We start from the raw sequence: 15,973 nt of genomic DNA on the forward strand, positions 1-15,973 counted from the left end.
AAAGAAACCTCATGTCTCAACCGCTCGATTGCTTGCCAAAGCTAAAGCTGAGAAGAAAGCACCTTGAAAGGGCTGGGACAGAAACCAAACCCGCTAAGGGGGCGAGGCCGGAAACTGCGGGTGCGGCCAACAACGGTGATAGCAGCGTCAGCAACGTGGACAAGAATGGACAATCGCCCAATCAGGCGACTGACGCCTCATCGTCAGAGTCAGAAACGACTTCAGATCTTAGCAACTGACAATGCCAGACCACTGCACCTTTTTTTCGCGGGTGCGGCGGTAAGAGAAGAACCGCTCAGGTTCTTGAAAGGTGCAGTGGGGTGCGATCTCGACGTGTTCATCGGGAATGCCCAGACCGGAAATTTGCAATGCATTGATCCGTCGCACATCGAGCCGTACGCGTCCAGACTGCGGATCGGGCAGCACGGGGGGCTCGGCCAATGCTTGTAAATGAGCGACGAGATCGTGGTCATCTAGCGCGGCGATCGCCGCATCCATGGCCGTCAGCGATCGCCCCACTTCTGCCGCTACATGGGTCGTGACTTGGTACACCGTCCCCGCGATCGCCGGCCCCATCGCCACCCTTAAATGCGCTAACTCACTGCCCTGGGCCTGCATTTTCGCGATCGTAGTCGGCACAATGTTGAGCGCCGTGCCGCGCCAACCGGCATGAATCGCCGCCACCTGACCCGTCTGCGTATCGGCAATCAAAACTGGAGTACAGTCGGCGGTACAGACCCAAACCGCTTGTTGGGGGGCCACACTCATCACGGCATCCGCTGGCGGCAACTGATCGGTCGCGGCATGATCAGCGGGGAGGTCTTGAGGCGTCACCACGTGATTGCCGTGCACCTGTTTAGCCCGATAGGCCGGACCATCACCCCCCAATCGCTGACGCAAGGTGTTTGGCAGGCTGGGCCAAGACTGACGGGTAAAAAAACCGTGGGGCCAGCGACTCAGCAGTGATGTGGTCAAGTAGGCGTGTTCAGTGTCTTCAGACCAATGCCAAGAATGATTCATAAACCCCTAGAAAGCCAAATCTCACCAGTGTGGCAGCAGTTTCGGTGGGTGCTTGACCCGCCATAATCGCTCCTGACCAAAATCATCGGCGGTCGATGGTGGCGATCGCTAAGGTGGGTGATCAGCCGCCCACAATAGCTGCCCCGAGCGAACCAATAGCGTTATCGATTTTGCATCATAACGTGTCATTTACCTCTCTGCTTGCACCGATTGCGAGGGCTGCTTCCAGACGAAAATCAGGTCTGGAGAGCATGACGCCGATGGGCAGTGGGTCTAGTAGTTAAATCCAGCAAATCCAGCAGAAAGACAATGGGGACACTGCCGAAACTAGACAGCGTCCCCATCAATTTTTCTTATAGGCTAGAGTCTTTATTCTGCGTGACTCCATGTCATTGATTTTATATTCGCCGATGCTGAACAAGTGGCGAATGGTTTGTAATTTTGTTTTTATATTTTGCCTGTGCAAAGGTTTGTGAAGATAAATCGCTCACTGTAAAGGCACTTAAGATTCCTGATCAAGGCTCAGAATGCAAAGACACTCCCAGAATTTGCGAGAGCCAAACTTCCGTCGATCGCACCAGATATTTGCCGGGTTGGCTCATTGGGGTCACCATCGGTTCAACCAGGATGGTAAACATGCCTAGGCGGTTGCCCGCTAAAACGTCAGTAAATAGGCGATCGCCGACCATCGCAATTTGCTCAATGGGGAGCTGCATGGCCTCGGCGGCGCGTCTCAGCTTACGGCGTGAGGGTTTGCCCGCGCCCGTGATGTAGGGCGCTGATAGACTTTCGGCAATGCGCCGGATTCGCGGTTCATTGAGGTTATTGCTCACTAACCAAATGGGCACCTGAGCCTGAAGCGTGGCAAACCAGGTTTGTACTTCAGCCGTGGTTTCAGATTCGCGGATGGGCACCAGGGTTTCGTCCACGTCAAGTACGAGCCCCTTTAAGCGATGCCGCTCCACCAAATCCAGGCTAATGCCCAGAACAGGCTGACCCAATACAAGATCAGGCTGCAACTTATGACTGCACATCAAACTAGGGCTCCCATCCTAAGCGAAAACGAAAACGTTGTAGTCGAAAGGTCGTGTCCCCAGCATATCGACCCACCGCCTGGCTGAATCTACGGATTGATGCCGTCGATCGCATCGCGAATGCGGGCCTGAGCCGCTTCGTGTTCCGCCAAAGTCCGACTAAACACATGGGTGCCGTCATAACGCGCGACAAAATACAAATACTCCGTCGGGGGCGGAGCGAGGCTGGCTTCCAAGCTCGGTAACCCAGGATTGGCGATCGGGGTCGGCGGCAACCCGACGTTGATATAGGTGTTGTAAGGCGAAGGCGTGTTGACTTGAGCCAGGGTTAGCGGTTGCTCAGGCGTTTGCGTCACTCCCAAACCATATTCTACTGTTGGATCAGCCCCTAGCGGCATGTCTTCCGCGAGACGCCGATTAAAGACCGCCGCAATTTCTGATCGCTCTTCCGGAATGACGGCTTCGCGCTCGACAATGCTGGCCAGGGTGACCCACTCCAGCAACGAAAACTCAGAGTTACCTTGTTGATAAACCGGCAACGCGATCGCCTCAAACCGCTGCAACATTAAATCACGCATTCCTTCAGCCGTGACGGCTTCAGCGGGCAGCAAATAAGTGTCTGGATAGAGGAAACCTTCTAGGTGAGGCAGTTCCTGGGGCAGCCAGGGAAAGCGATCGCGGGGCACCTCCTGCGTGGCGGTTAGAAAGGCTTGAGCAGAGAATGCGCCGCGCTCTTCAAAGGCCGCCGCCATTTGCTCGCGAGTCCATCCTTCGGGAATAGTGAAGGCGGTTTGCAGCACCTCACCGGAGCGAATTTGGCGGGCGATTTCTGGCAGCGATTGGGCCGGTGATAGGGCGTAAGTCCCCGCTTGGTAGGTGACATCTTGCTGCAAATCTTGCCAGCGGCTCCACATGTCCCATGCGACGTGGGAGCGAATCAGGCCAGCCGCCTCTAAATCGCGGCCAATTTGTTGACCAGAGGTGCCTTGACTAATCTGAATTTGCACGGGATCAGTAGCGGCAGCACTGGCTTCGTCAGTGTCCTCGACTGGATCGATGGGAGCGGTGGCCCAGCTCCACCAAGCCCAGCCCTGCCACCCCGCCAAGCCTAAGGCAACGGGGAGCAGTAAAAAGAAAAATAGAAGCTTGGGAAGACGAGAAGCCATTGCTTTTGCCGTTAGCGGATGAATGCTGCATGCCAACGTCGGCTATTTTAGCCCGTTATCGCGGCTAATCAAGGCAACTCCGTTGATGGGAGGCTGAGACGAAGGGGGAAAGAGCGATCGCGGGCAAGTCCAACAGAATGCCTGCCCGTCGCTGGTCGGACCCGGAGTGCCCCCTCGCGACGCAGGCGGTCAGTGGCCGCTCACCGTGAGTAGAGCGATCGTTGAGGTCCGGCACCGCCAGAATCTACTCCAACACATCAAAAATGCTGGACTCAATTTCCGGTCGCAGCCGTTCAAATTCCTCGGGCGGAATCATGCGGGCATCCCCTTGCGCCGCGATCTCGGCAAAGATTAAGAGGGGATCTAGCGGCGTGCAGATGGTGTATTCCATATCTTCATGGAAAAACGTTGCCAGGGTCTGAAATTCTTCGGTGTCAGTTTCACCATCTTCGTCAATGTCCCCAATATCTAGCGTGAAACAATCTTCCTCTTGGGGGCTGGGGAGCTCGCCCGAGACACTCAGGGTTACAGCACTCCGCTGCAACACCAGATCGTGTTCCGCTAAGACGGCTCGGGCCGTAGGCAACAGGACTTCAATGTCGCTTTCTTCGATATCGACCAGCGTGTCCGTATCATCGTCGTCTTCATCTGGCTCCCAGGCAAAAATTTCGATCGGTGTATCTAGCGGCAACAACAGCGCATACTGCCGCTGACCAATGTCAAAGGTCTGCTCGATTTGGCACATCAGGACCCGACCTGCCTCGTCTCTAACGGCAATGGTGGGACGGTCTTGAACGAAATCTGAATCCGAAAAAGTCATTCCGGGTCTCCTGCGGCGGGCTGCGTAGGTGAGGGCGTGGGCGGGACTGTAGGCGGGCGATCGCGCTGATCGAGCCATTGCTGCAAGATAATCGCGGCCGCTTTTTGGTCGATCAGTCCTTTGTTACGACGAGACAGGGTCACCCCTTCGGCTTGCAACATTTGCTCTGCCTGAAAAGAGGTCAACCGCTCATCTACATACTCTACGGGTATTTGTAAAATTGACGATAGCTTTTCGGCAAAAGTTTGCACCCAGGCTGCTTGCTTGCCCAACTCCCCATTCATGGTGTACGGCAGCCCCACCACCAGCACATTCACTTGTCGTGCTTCGATCACGGTCTTGAGATCATCCACCACCGCGCGCCAGGAACGATTCTGCACGGTTGGCAATTCGGTCACCAACATCCCCAAGCGATCGCACCCCGCCACCCCAATCCGGCGGCGACCAATATCTAAAGCCAGGGCGGAGACGTAGGATTGAGGCATGGCAAGCTCGCAATGACGGCAGTCAGCAAAAATTGTAGGCCACGTTGCGGGAGCCTTGAAAACCAACCCATCATGCCTAATCTCGCTGGGTCGTTACTGACTATCCTGACTGCCCGGATAGGTTGTCTGAATTTGAGTGGGGATGAGCCCGTCCCAGGTCGCCACTTTCGGGCCGCTGGGGAGCAGAAGGATTGGGCGATCGCGGTGAGTCGTCTTGGTCATACTGCCAAGAGATGCGTCCGGGAATCGGCTTGCCCGCCGGTTGTAAGCCCGCTAAGACCTCCGGCAGTTGCAGACCTTCCAACGCCGCCGGTTTTGCTTCCCGCACCTTGTGCCACACCGAGCGCGACAACATCAATGTGCGATCCACCGGGCTCGCCTGTATTTTCAGCAAAAACTCTTCTCGTTCGGGCTGATAATCCCGAGACGTGACCCGTAACGGCATCGCCGGATAGCTTTGCAGCAATCCCGCCATGTGACTCAGTAACTCGGGATACAGCCACGTATAAGCGGGATGTACCGTCAGTTCTGCCGAGTGATAGCGGTGTTTGCCCCGGCAGGCCACCAGGTCAAAGCGACCGATAGCGGCCTTACGCTGCGGCTCAAACACATAAGCCTGAATGCGGTTTTCGCGATGCATCCACTGTCGCGCGGTGTTCGCCATTGACTTGGCGGGCTCCACCTTGAAATCTTGGATTTGTTGGTCAAAGACTTGACGCACCAGAGGCGGCATCGCTGCGGTATCGAGCTGATATAGCAACTGTGCGTCGGCATTGCTGACCGCCATCAGGTTGGGCAAATCGGGTTCTTGCTTTGCTTGCTCAACCAACACGTCGGGACTAATTTCCCAATAGGTGACTTGAGCCAACGGTTGAAAACCATTTTGTCGATACAAAGCCAACGCGGCTTTTTGCTCAATATCCACTTCTGCCAGCCACATGCGGGCTTCCCAAACCGTCTCAAAACAGTGGCGCAGGAGTTTTGACCCCACACTATCCAGGGGACTTTCAGTACTCGGCGGCACCACATCGGGATGAATCGCCAACCGATTGACCTGCCAAGTGCTGCGGGTGCGGTTGAAGGGGGACACCTCGATCATGCCGCAGAGGGTGTCGTCGAGGGAGGCCACAAAGCCTGACCACCGAGGCTGGTTCGGCAGCGCTAGGGTGGTCACTCGTTGCCACCAAGCGGCGAGAGGATGCTGCACTAAACTTTGGGTATTGGCGGCACCCCAGAGCCCTGAGTCCGGCTCAGGAATGACAGTTGCGGCCCCACTCCAATGATCCAAGGCATCAATGTCGCGCGGATACAGGGGACGCAGTTGTAGTTCCGAAGTTTGCAGATCGGGAGTAGACATTGCCAGCCACGAAAAACATCACCAATAGCCAAGTTGGCCTTTTGTTGACTTCATCATAACGTGCTCATCCCCAGAGCTGGCTCGCCCAGGCAGGGCAGCGATGCGAGATGCCGCGACGGCCAAGGGGGTTGGCGGCTCAGGACTGAAGGTAGCCTTGAGCCTTGAGTGCGATGTCGGGTGTCGTCAAGACTTTAAGGCATACGCTATTTGGGCCGTATCAAGACTAAGGGGGTTTGCTCGTCGGCATTGCCAGCCGGATTGTCAATCAGGGCTTGGGTGACCACCGCGCGATTCACTCGGGGGCTAGCGGCGACAATTTTGACGGCTTTCAGGTCGTTGACGTCGACGATCGCCGCGCCCAGGCCAGTGGATTTCTCGATTTCATCGACAATGAGTTGGGGAGCCTCGGGGCCGAGCACAATGAATTGGTCATAGGGCGGTAGGGTGCCCGTAACGTCGTCAATGAGTCGCGCTTGCTCGCCCGCCAGCTGATAAAAGCCGCCCCCTTGTCGCAGTAGCGCTTTTTTCGCTGTACCGCCGACAAAGGCCCCAAAGACGCGCCAGGGGCCGACTAAGTCCACTAATGTTTGTAAACCGCAGGCGGTGGCCAGACTGGAGGTGGGCAAAAAGTAATAGCACAAGCGCCGCGCCAGCCAGCTGGGCTGCACGGTGGAAGGATGACGCCAACGCCCCTGCATAATGGCGACGGGGGTTTCGCCCAGAGTGATAATGTCGCCCGGTTGGGCGTGGGGGCTGGCGTATCGTTTGACGACTTCGGTGGGGGTATCGAGGTGGGTCAACAAGTGGGTGGGCACGGGCATGACTTGCGCTTGGGGCGTGTCCCGCCAGGGTGGAGCCAGGGCGGGATCAGGAAACTGGAGCGGCACAATGACATGCCCAGTTTTGGGAACGCGGCCCCCTGGCCCATAGGTGAGGTAGTGGACCCGCACCCAGAGGGCTTTGAGCGATCGCACCTCTGGCCCGGTGATATCCACCTGCACCTTGAACTGGGTGCGCTTTTGCAGCTTGACAATGTAGGCAAACCAGTAGCCATCGGGACGGGCATCGGCATCGGGATGTTGGGAGGTAATGGTGATCTTGACTTGCAGATCGTCCACCTCCCCTTTGCCCAGCAGCGTGGTCTCGGCGGTAAGCTCTGGCACCATGATCTCGGAGGCCGGGGTGCGATTAATCAGTTCGGGAACGCCGACGATTTGGTAATGGTCCGCCTCATATTTTTCGATATTCCACTGGCCAGCGGCAAAGGCGAGACGATTGCCTGCGCGTTGTCGATATTGCCATTCCAAACTGAGCCAACCGACTAGCCCCAATAGCGCGATCGCTCCCACCAACCACACGAAGATCATCGTTGCTCACCATTTCCTCGAAAATTTCGTCGCCTGTTACCGAATCGGCCATGGCGCTTTCTCAAGGGTCAGTCTATAGAAGTTTGGGGGCATTCTTAACGAAATTTGCGAAGAATCGCGGTTTATCACAGGGCTAGCGAGACGTTGTGACCCGGTAGGGTAGCTGCCAGGGAGACGCCATTGTCCACCGCAAATTTTGATGATCACGGGGACATCATCTTGGTCAATGGCCGCTGCGACGAGACCAGCAACCGGCCCGGCCAGTCATCTTCAGGATGCAGTCTGTAGGGGTCAAATAGTGGTTAAACCTCTCGTCAACGGGGCGGCAGGCCCTGGCCGGTGGAGCCAGCGTGAGGGCAACCACGCTCAGCCCCAAAAGTCACGGGCACCAGAGACGTACCCCCAAGGATTTCCCCTGACCGACCATCAAACAGCAAAGTTCATCACTCCGCGCTATCCTTTAGCCTCGTACGGTAGAGAAGTCAAAGTTGCAACATCAGTGCCGCCAAGGTTTCAGAAAACTTTACAAAACCAGGTAAGTGGGGCACGATCTCGATAAGAAATGTTGCAGATTTCTGGCTTCGGCGGATGAAAGCGACTGACCACGCAGTTAGAGGTTGATTCGAACATGACTCGGTTGATGCGCATTGAAAAGTGGTGCTTGTGGGGACATGTGCTGTCCATGGCATTTGGTCTGGCGGGGTTGCTGTGGGTCATGCCCCATCCCGAAATTTTGGATTATTTGCCCGCCGGTTCGACCCTGTACCGTTGGAGCATGGCCGGGGGTGGTGTGGTTTATATTCTGCTGGGTACCGTGGCCGTGGCCCTGTACCTGCGCCGCGCCTTTGGGTGGCAAGCCTGGCTGTCATTTATGATTCCAGCGCTGGTCATTTCTCTCTCTAGCGAGCTGTCCGGCACGAGTACGGGCTTTCCCTTTGGCGACTACAGCTATTTGAATGGTCTGGGCTACAAAATTTCCGGACTGGTGCCGTTCACGATTCCCTTGTCTTGGTTCTATGTAGGGGTGTCGGCATATTTGCTGGCTCGGGGTGGTTTGCTCGGTGAGCGCGGCACTTGGGTGCGTCAACTGGCGGCGATCGCGACCGGGGCGTTGCTGCTGATGTCTTGGGATTTTGTACTGGATCCGGCGATGAGTCAGACGGCGATGCCTTTTTGGTACTGGCATCAGCCAGGAGCTTTCTTTGGGATGCCCTACGAAAACTTTGCCGGTTGGTTTGTCACGGGTGCCATCTTTATGTCCGTGGCGGCCCTGTTTTGGCATCGTAATGAGCGGCTGCAAGGGCTGAATCGTGAGCAACTGACGGTGCCGTTGGTGATGTATCTGGCTAACTTTAGCTTTGCCATGTTCATGAGTGTCGGTGGCGGCATTTATATCCCCATTTTCTTGGGAATTGCGGTCGGGGCAGCACCGGCGATCGCCTGCTGGTGGTTTGCGCCTCAGTCGGCTACCCCCGACGCCGATAGTGCAGCTCAACTGTCACAGATGCCCGTGATGGAGATGGTTTCCACTCCGGCTGGCGTCTCTAAATAAATTGATTTTCCATCGCCAATTGAACTAACCTGCATGTTTTCTTCTGTTTCTCTGGGGGTGCTCAGCAGTGCGATCGCGCTGGGCTTGTTCGCTCTACAGTTGCCAGCGGTCATGGTGCTGTTCGCTCGATTGCTGAAGGGGCCAACCCGTCGCCCACCCCTGCAACCCCGAGCCATGACGCCGGATCAGGCGGGGCAAGTCAGTGTCGTTGTGCCGACTTTGAACGAAGCCCTCCGGGTTGCCCCCTGTTTGACGGGGCTCTCCCAGCAAACGGCGGAAGTGCGAGAGGTGCTGGTGGTAGACAGTCGTTCGACCGATGGCACCCGTGAAATTGTTCAGAAAGCGCAGGAAACGGATGCTCGCATTCGCCTGTTGACCGATGATCCATTGCCACCCGGTTGGGTGGGGCGACCATGGGCTCTCCACTATGGGTATCTACAGAGCGCGGCAGAGAGTACGTGGATTTTGGGGCTAGATGCTGATACTCAACCGCAGCCTGGACTCGTGGCGGCGCTAATTGCCGCCGCCACGGCTGAACAATATGACCTCGTGTCACTCTCGCCGCGTTTTATCTTGAAGGGGCTCGGAGAGATTTGGCTGCAGCCAGCATTGCTAATGACCCTGGTGTATCGATTTGGGCCGACCGGCGCATCGGAAAGTGGTGCGGAACGGGTGATGGCTAATGGGCAATGCTTTCTCTGTCGTCGTCAGCTTTTGCAGCAGTTGGACGGCTATACCAGTGCTCGCCTCTCGTTTTGTGATGACGTGACGCTGGCTCGTGAAGCGGCCAAGGCGGGAGCCAAGGTGGGGTTTTGGGATGGCGCTCAGTTGCTCAAGGTTCGCATGTACGAGGGGTTGGCGGAAACCTGGAAAGAATGGGGGCGATCGCTCGATCTGAAAGATGCTTCTTCGCGGGGACAGATCTGGGGCGATTTGTGGTTTCTGACCTGCGTGCAAGCTTTGCCCTGGTTGAGTTTGCCGCTGCTGTTGTGGGGTATTGGCAGTGGGCCGCCGACTTTACCCATGCAGCTCAGCCTGGGCCTCAATGCGAGCCTAATCGCCGCCCGTGTGGCCCTACAGTTTGCGATCTTGCCCTCGTATGATTTAAGCCAGTCCCCCAACCGCTGGATTTTTTGGTTGTCGCCGCTAGCAGATCCCTGGGCGGTGCTGCGAATTTGGTTGTCTTCTCTGCGCACCCCTAAATCCTGGCGTGGTCGTCAGTATGATTTAGCCGTCACTGCCCCCTCCCGTTAAATAGTCTGCGGGGCTTACTCACATTTCTATCACTGCCAACGTCTGACAGAGGCGATGATTGTTCGAGGGATCTGGCGATCGCTTGGGTGAACTTTCGGCTGACCAGCTGTGGGTCGGTTCCAGTCAGAGTGAGCGATCGTAAAACTCCACACAATCTCGTGTTGGGGCGAATGAAGCTGCAATTGACTGGCCGCGTCGAAGTTACTGCGGCGCGAGTTCTTTGGCTTCACATTACTGGATCAGGGATCCGCGGCTTTACTGTATCCAGTCAACTCATACCGATTCCCTATAAAGCTGCACAGAATAGAGCCTCAAGGATAAAGTCATAGCCGGTCAAGGAGGCGATTGCCTCGGCATTCAGACTCTCAATCCTGTCCCAAAGCTGCTTCCGCAACTGGTCTAAGGTCTCGAAGCATTTCCCTTTGAGCGGGGACTTCAGATGCTGCCAGAAGCGCTCAGTTGGATTGAGTTCGGGACTATAGGGCGGCTGGAATATAGGAATCAGGTTCTCCGGCCAGATCAGCGCTTGGGCTCGATGCGCTTGGGCTTGATCCATCTGCATCACCGCTAACTCATCGCCTAAGGCCGTTGAGACCGCATCAATGAAACTCTGAAAGTGCATCCCGTTCAAGTGAGGATACTCCTGGCACAAGTGCCAACCTGAGAGCGGTTCCACTACCCCATAGACCCAGAAATTCTCACGGACGTACTGTTCCATCGCAATGGGCTTGACCCCACGCGAGGTAATCACACGCCCTCGCTGGCTCATCAGCCCAATCCGCATCTCGTCTTGGCACAAATATCGCACTGGCTTACCCGTGCCGAAACAGTCCCCAAACACCTTCAGGGCTGGACCTATTTTTTTTTATAGGTCTCAACGGCCTCAGGGTCTTGTTTGATGTTTTGTGGGCGAGGGGCTTTGAGCTTCGCCCCTAAGCGATAGCGCACCGTTTTATGAACCGTTTTGTAAGGTATCGGCTCCCCGCTCTGGGCTTCGAGCCACTGCTGCACTTCGCCATAGTTAGCAAAACCTTCGGGTGAATCTAGGCGAGCCTTGAGTTGCTCCAGCAGGTCACCATCGATGCGCCGAGGCTTGCCAGGGGCCTTGCGTTCTTCGAGCAAGCCCGCTAGCCCCTCGTCTCGATATAACTTGAGCCAGCGTGTAATCGTTGAGGGCGACCGCCCTAGGCGATGGCTGAATTCTTTGTGCTCAGTCACTTGCCCACTCTTGTACCACCACAACAGCCGCAACCGCTCGGCTTGTGCGGCTGTTGTGGCATGACGCAGGCTTTTGAGCAAATACTCTACACTTTCACGAACCTCTAACTTAAGCGGTCGAGCCATCCTTCAATATTGAAATCACTACTCCTATATTCTGCCATTCCTCATGGAGAATTGGTATCAGGTGCGATTTCGCCCAGTCTTCTAGCAGTGGGAGTTTTCAATGGAATCCCGCAATTGTGGGTCTTGTGAGTTGGCTGGAAATTTGCTGTTTGGGAGAATCGCCAGTCCATGCGGTTGCCTGCAATTGCGATCGCGGTTTCCCGAGTCAGCAAAGCATTAGCACCGTGAGTTCATGCTTTGCTTATGTCCATTAAGTTTTCTATGAACTTTTCTAGGGAATCCTGCACTTGCCTCAGCAGATCGGTTGAGATGGGAAGAATAGAATTAACGCAACTTGGCATCATGCCTGGCTTACGTTTGCTCAGTTCAGTCGCTGGCCCGCGCCGGGTCTCAGGTCTGTTACCTTTTTTATTCGCTGCCTATGTTTTCAATTTACATTTTGACCTACAACGAAGAGCTGGATATTGCGGCTTGCATTGAGTCAGCCATGCTGTCTGACGACATTATTGTGGTGGACTCTTGTAGTCGCGATCGCACCGTCGAAATTGCGGCGCAGTATCCCGTGCGGGTCATTGAGCATCCCTTTGAGAGCCACGGCAAGCAGCGCACTTGGATGCTGGAAAACATTCCCGCGAAGTACGACTGGGCTTACATTTTGGAAGCTGACGAGCGCATGACGCCCGAACTATTTCAGGAATGCTGCCAGATGGTGCAACAGTCCGAGTCTGTTGGCTATTACGTTGCCGAGCGCGTCATGTTCATGGATCGGTGGATTAAGCACAGCACTCAGTTTCCGCGCTATCAGTTGCGCCTGCTGGAACTCGGCAAAGTCTGGTTCACCGACTATGGTCACACCGAGCGGGAAGTGTGCGAAGGTTCGACGGGCTTCTTACAAGCAACCTATCCCCATTACACGTGCGGCAAAGGCATGAGCCGCTGGATTGAAAAGCACAATCGCTACTCCACCGACGAAGCCCAGGAGACTCTCCGGCAGTTGCAATCCGGTCAGGTGCGCTGGCGAGATTTATGGTTTGGTAAGACCGAAGTCGAGCGCCGTCATGCCCTCAAAGACTTGTCGCTGCGGCTGCCCTTGCGCCCGCTTATTCGTTGGTTTTACATGTATTTCATCCTGGGGGGGTGGCGTGATGGTGAGGCGGGCTTTGCCTGGTGTACTCTCCAGGGGTTTTATGAATATCTCATTGTGCTCAAGGTCAAGGAACTCAAGCGCCAACAGCAGACACCCATGACCCCGACGCCTCACTCCTCGACAGTCCCAAAGCCGATGCCCCCAAAGCCGATTCAGCAGACGGCTGATCAGACGTTCGCGCGTTAACGCAAAGTCTCGACAACGCTATTGAACGTTACACTCAAGGGCGGCCTGCATTGAGGCGATTAGGTCAAGCATGGCAGTCGAATATGATTTGGTGATTGTCGGTGGCACCCCAGAGGGCATTGCCGCTGCGGCAGCAGCCAGCCGCTACGGTGCCAGGGTTGCTTTGGTCTTGCAGGATTTGGAGGGTGAGCGATCGCGCCTCATACAGCAGGGACTGTGGTCACTCACGGCGACGCATCCCCTAGCGACTCCACCCCCTGAGAGTATGGCGACGCCCTGGCAGTGGGCCAAACAAAGAGCCGCCTTAATTGCTGATACCCTCACCCGCGATACCCTGCCGCAGCTGATGGTGCAGGGGGTCGATGTCATTGCTGAGATCGGCAAGATTGTGAGCGATCGCCCGTTGACCATCGCCACTGCGACCCGCCGACTCACCACCCGCAAGCTGTTAATTGCGACGGGCCAGTCAGCGATCGCCCCGCCGCTGCCAGGATTAGAGACGGTGCCTTGTGACACTCCGGCAACGTTTTATCAACGCGAACATCTGCCGCCTAGTGTGGTGATTTTGGGGGGCAGTCCAACCGGACTCGGGTTGGCTCAGTGGTTGGCCCGCTGGCCTGTCAAAGTGACTTTGATCACGGCCAATACGCAGTTATTCACCGCTGAGGATCCAGCGGTTGCCGACTGGTTGACGGCTCAACTGCGCGCCGATGGCATCGCTGTGCAGCTGGGAGCCCAGGGGGTAGCGGTATCGCAACTGACCGATCATCCACCCGAGTCAGCGATCGCTGTGCAGTTAGAGACAACGACCATCACAGCCGCTGCGTTGGTCGTTGCGCCGCGCCCCGTACCTGACCTTGAAGCTTTGGGATTGGAACACTGTCTGCCCCGCGATCTCCCGCTGAAGGTGAATGCTTACATGCAAACCGAGCACCCGCGTATTTATGCCTGTGGGGCCGCCATGGGTGGGTATGAGTTGCCCGCGATCGCCCGCGAAGAAGCCGAATGCGCCGTCCACAATGCCCTCTTGTGGCCGCGCCGCCGCGTCAATTATCAGACGATTCCTTATGCATTGCCGACCCAGCCGCCCATGGCGCGGGTGGGTTTCACCGAGTCGCAAGCGGTACAACGGTTTGGCCCGTCCGCTGTGCTGGTCGCCCGCCAGTCGCTGTATGACAATTCCACGGCCCAATGGCAAGAATCCACCAGTGGTTTTTGTAAGCTCATCGCCCACCGCGACGGACGCTTGCTCGGGTGTCATGGCGTCGGGCCAGAAGCCTCGGAATGGGTGCAAACAGTGGCTGTATTGATGGCGGAAAAAACGCCCTGGTGGCGCTTAGCCAACTTTCCCACCCTGCCCGATAGCCTGATGGAAATTTTGCGACAGGCGGCCCAGCAGTGGGAAAGCGATCGCTGGCAACCCGGTCAATGGCGGCGCGACTGTGCCGAAAACTGGTGCAACTGGCGACGCAACGCATAAACACGCAATAGCCGGATTGCCAGGATTGCGGTAACTATGGCGTCACCCCAGTCAACTCTTCGAACCACTCAAAGTTAAATTCACACTCACTTTCTATCGCCGTCGAAAGTGCCATGTCACGCTCGTTATCTGTACTGAAAGAAAAATTACCCGTGCGAGCCTGTTCGTAAGCAACTTCATCGGTCATGATCGCGATCGTTGCGGGCGTGTATTGGCAATAAGACATCGTGGTCTGAGTCTCGGGAGCCGTCGCCAAAAACACTTTCGTTTCCACCACACAGGTTTCATCCGCCCAGCCAAGAATTTGAGAAGCCGCCATGACCCCTTCTAACAACGGCAAGGGCAAGGGTGGACTTTGCCTGCTGGCGACGCACTCTTGCAGGTCGTCCAGATATTGCACGGCAGGCATATCGGCATCACTTTTAGCGACTTGTTTGTCCATAATTTGTGCTGGGGCCGCGCTGGGCATGAACCCGAGTCCGAGCACAGGCAGCAGTGTCGCGATCGCACTGCCAGCTTTCAATCTTGCCAAAGCCATGCAAATACTCCAAATAATGTAGATTTGACCAAAATAATTGTTTGGTGCCCTGCGCAGACAACAACTCTGAGACAGAGCCACTTTCCCACAGCGTTTGAAAGACGACTTTTTGAAAATAGCAACCGCAGCAAACACACCCTTTGAACTTTATAGCCAACGTCTTGATGGATTTCGGAGAGACTTGTGATCGGCAGCCCATGCCAGTCGCTTTGCGGCCAACAGTTATGCGGCTAAATAGGCGGTAATCATGCGGCAATCAGCGATCTCGACTGTTTTCTCAGTTACTCACACTTTATTTATGCCGGTTCTGCTAGCGATGGCTTCAAATCCCGAAGCAATCGTTCAAATACCTGCTGATAATCGTCATAGTCTTTCCAGTGGCAGAAGTTGCCGATGTTGCGAGATCGCTTGATCAACCCTGCCCACCCGTCGCTAGAGTTCATGACCGTGTCATCTAGCCGGATTGGGAAGAGCACGGTTTTATGGCTCTGGCGTTCTTTTTCTAGGGCTGATTCGACTTCACTTTCCACCCACTGACTGTTGACCGAGTGTTTGGAAAGAATCAGCAATAGCTTGTCATGCTTACGGATAGCCTGGTCAATATCGACACGGATTTTGGCCCCGATGGGCAAGTCTTCTGGGGCATACCAGCAGCGCACGCCCTTGTCTTGCAAGTCGGCGTGGAGTCGTTTGGCAAATTCCTCATCTTGATGGGAGTAGCTAATGAAACAGGAATAGAACTGAAGCGGCTGATTGAACAGAGAGGGAATGTAGTCGATGAAGGTATCGGGTAAGCCAATGCCTCGCAGGAATGATTCAGGCAGTTGGCCCGAACGTGACAACGTCCTGTAGTCAATAATACTTGGCCCATGATGTTGACACTCTGCTAATCCTTTGACCTCGCTGAGATCGATGTTGCTGAAGACCGTTTCGACGAGGTTGGCATCGTGGAGGTTGGAACGGCTGAGGTCGGCATCACGGAAGTCGGCACCACCGAGTTTGGCACCCCTGAGGTCAGTACTGCGGAGATTGGCAGCGAAGAGGTCGGCAAAGCTTAGGTCAGCACCGCTAAGGTCAGCACTGCGGAGGTTGGCATCGTAAAGGATGGCATTGCGGAGGTCTATTCTTTGTCTTGGGTTATCCTCTCTCCAACGATTCCACCATCTTACTCCTTGCTTTAGCAAAGCCAATTGTTCTTGATTCGCCATTGCCATTTACCGCCA

15 protein-coding genes are annotated in these 15,973 nt (G+C 55.6%); 4 read left to right on the forward strand and 11 right to left on the reverse strand.

Features of this window, described 5'->3' with window-relative positions; all coding sequences use genetic code 11:
* Positions 1-228: 228 nt before the first annotated feature.
* The 7 genes from pgeF to JUK32_RS24030 all read right to left on the reverse strand — a co-directional run bounded on the left by pgeF (position 229) and on the right by JUK32_RS24030 (position 7,249).
* On the reverse strand, positions 229-1,020 hold the full coding sequence (pgeF, locus tag JUK32_RS24000) for a peptidoglycan editing factor PgeF (protein WP_204141404.1): 792 nt from the start codon (positions 1,018-1,020) through the stop codon (positions 229-231).
* A gap of 515 nt (positions 1,021-1,535) precedes the next feature.
* A complete protein-coding gene (locus JUK32_RS24005) occupies positions 1,536-2,054 on the reverse strand; it encodes a YqeG family HAD IIIA-type phosphatase (RefSeq protein ID WP_204141405.1) in 519 nt (172 codons plus the stop codon).
* An 89-nt stretch (positions 2,055-2,143) separates the two neighbouring features.
* Positions 2,144-3,220 carry an endolytic transglycosylase MltG gene (mltG, locus tag JUK32_RS24010; RefSeq protein ID WP_204141406.1) on the reverse strand — a complete coding sequence of 359 codons (1,077 nt, stop codon included), beginning with the start codon at positions 3,218-3,220 and terminating at the stop codon, positions 2,144-2,146.
* 244 nt (positions 3,221-3,464) lie between these two features.
* Complete coding sequence (locus JUK32_RS24015) at positions 3,465-4,040, reverse strand: DUF3727 domain-containing protein (protein ID WP_204141407.1); 576 nt, start codon at positions 4,038-4,040, stop codon at positions 3,465-3,467.
* Complete coding sequence (gene ruvX, locus JUK32_RS24020) at positions 4,037-4,525, reverse strand: Holliday junction resolvase RuvX (protein WP_204141408.1); 489 nt, start codon at positions 4,523-4,525, stop codon at positions 4,037-4,039. Before ruvX ends, JUK32_RS24015 begins: the two co-directional genes overlap by 4 nt.
* A 100-nt stretch (positions 4,526-4,625) precedes the next feature.
* On the reverse strand, positions 4,626-5,882 hold the full coding sequence (locus tag JUK32_RS24025) for a GNAT family N-acetyltransferase (protein WP_204141409.1): 1,257 nt from the start codon (positions 5,880-5,882) through the stop codon (positions 4,626-4,628).
* 203 nt (positions 5,883-6,085) lie between these two features.
* Positions 6,086-7,249 (reverse strand): F420-0:Gamma-glutamyl ligase, encoded by a 1,164-nt coding sequence (locus JUK32_RS24030; RefSeq protein ID WP_204141410.1) that lies wholly within the window; start codon positions 7,247-7,249, stop codon positions 6,086-6,088.
* Positions 7,250-7,877: 628 nt separating this feature from the next.
* On the opposite strand from JUK32_RS24030, the gene cruF reads away from it, so the two are divergent.
* The gene (gene cruF / locus JUK32_RS24035; protein ID WP_204141411.1) at positions 7,878-8,801 is read left to right on the forward strand and encodes a gamma-carotene 1'-hydroxylase CruF; all 924 of its coding nucleotides are present in this window, start codon (positions 7,878-7,880) and stop codon (positions 8,799-8,801) included.
* A 33-nt stretch (positions 8,802-8,834) separates the two neighbouring features.
* Positions 8,835-10,055, forward strand: a complete 1,221-nt coding sequence (gene cruG, locus JUK32_RS24040) for a 2'-O-glycosyltransferase CruG (RefSeq protein ID WP_204141412.1) — start codon at positions 8,835-8,837, stop codon at positions 10,053-10,055.
* Between the two features lie 286 nt (positions 10,056-10,341).
* Here cruG and JUK32_RS24045 read toward each other — a convergent pair whose 3' ends face one another.
* The gene (locus JUK32_RS24045; RefSeq protein WP_375541604.1) at positions 10,342-10,839 is read right to left on the reverse strand and encodes an IS630 family transposase; all 498 of its coding nucleotides are present in this window, start codon (positions 10,837-10,839) and stop codon (positions 10,342-10,344) included.
* Positions 10,840-10,910: 71 nt separating this feature from the next.
* On the reverse strand, positions 10,911-11,399 hold the full coding sequence (locus JUK32_RS24050; protein WP_204141414.1) for a helix-turn-helix domain-containing protein: 489 nt from the start codon (positions 11,397-11,399) through the stop codon (positions 10,911-10,913).
* Positions 11,400-11,820: 421 nt separating this feature from the next.
* Here JUK32_RS24050 and JUK32_RS24055 point away from each other — a divergent pair, with 421 nt between their 5' ends.
* Positions 11,821-12,732: a glycosyltransferase family 2 protein gene (locus JUK32_RS24055; protein ID WP_204141415.1), complete on the forward strand. Its 912-nt coding sequence runs from the start codon at positions 11,821-11,823 to the stop codon at positions 12,730-12,732.
* A gap of 70 nt (positions 12,733-12,802) precedes the next feature.
* A complete protein-coding gene (locus JUK32_RS24060; protein WP_204141416.1) occupies positions 12,803-14,212 on the forward strand; it encodes an FAD-dependent oxidoreductase in 1,410 nt (469 codons plus the stop codon).
* A gap of 34 nt (positions 14,213-14,246) precedes the next feature.
* On the opposite strand, the gene JUK32_RS24065 is transcribed toward JUK32_RS24060, so the two are convergent.
* Both JUK32_RS24065 and JUK32_RS24070 read right to left on the reverse strand, forming a co-directional pair.
* The gene (locus JUK32_RS24065; RefSeq protein WP_204141417.1) at positions 14,247-14,750 is read right to left on the reverse strand and encodes a hypothetical protein; all 504 of its coding nucleotides are present in this window, start codon (positions 14,748-14,750) and stop codon (positions 14,247-14,249) included.
* Between the two features lie 296 nt (positions 14,751-15,046).
* A complete protein-coding gene (locus JUK32_RS24070; protein ID WP_204141418.1) occupies positions 15,047-15,958 on the reverse strand; it encodes a toll/interleukin-1 receptor domain-containing protein in 912 nt (303 codons plus the stop codon).
* Positions 15,959-15,973 lie beyond the last annotated feature (15 nt).

The organism is Halomicronema sp. CCY15110, assembly GCF_016888165.1.
Taxonomy (GTDB): Bacteria; Cyanobacteriota; Cyanobacteriia; order Phormidesmidales; family Phormidesmidaceae; genus Halomicronema.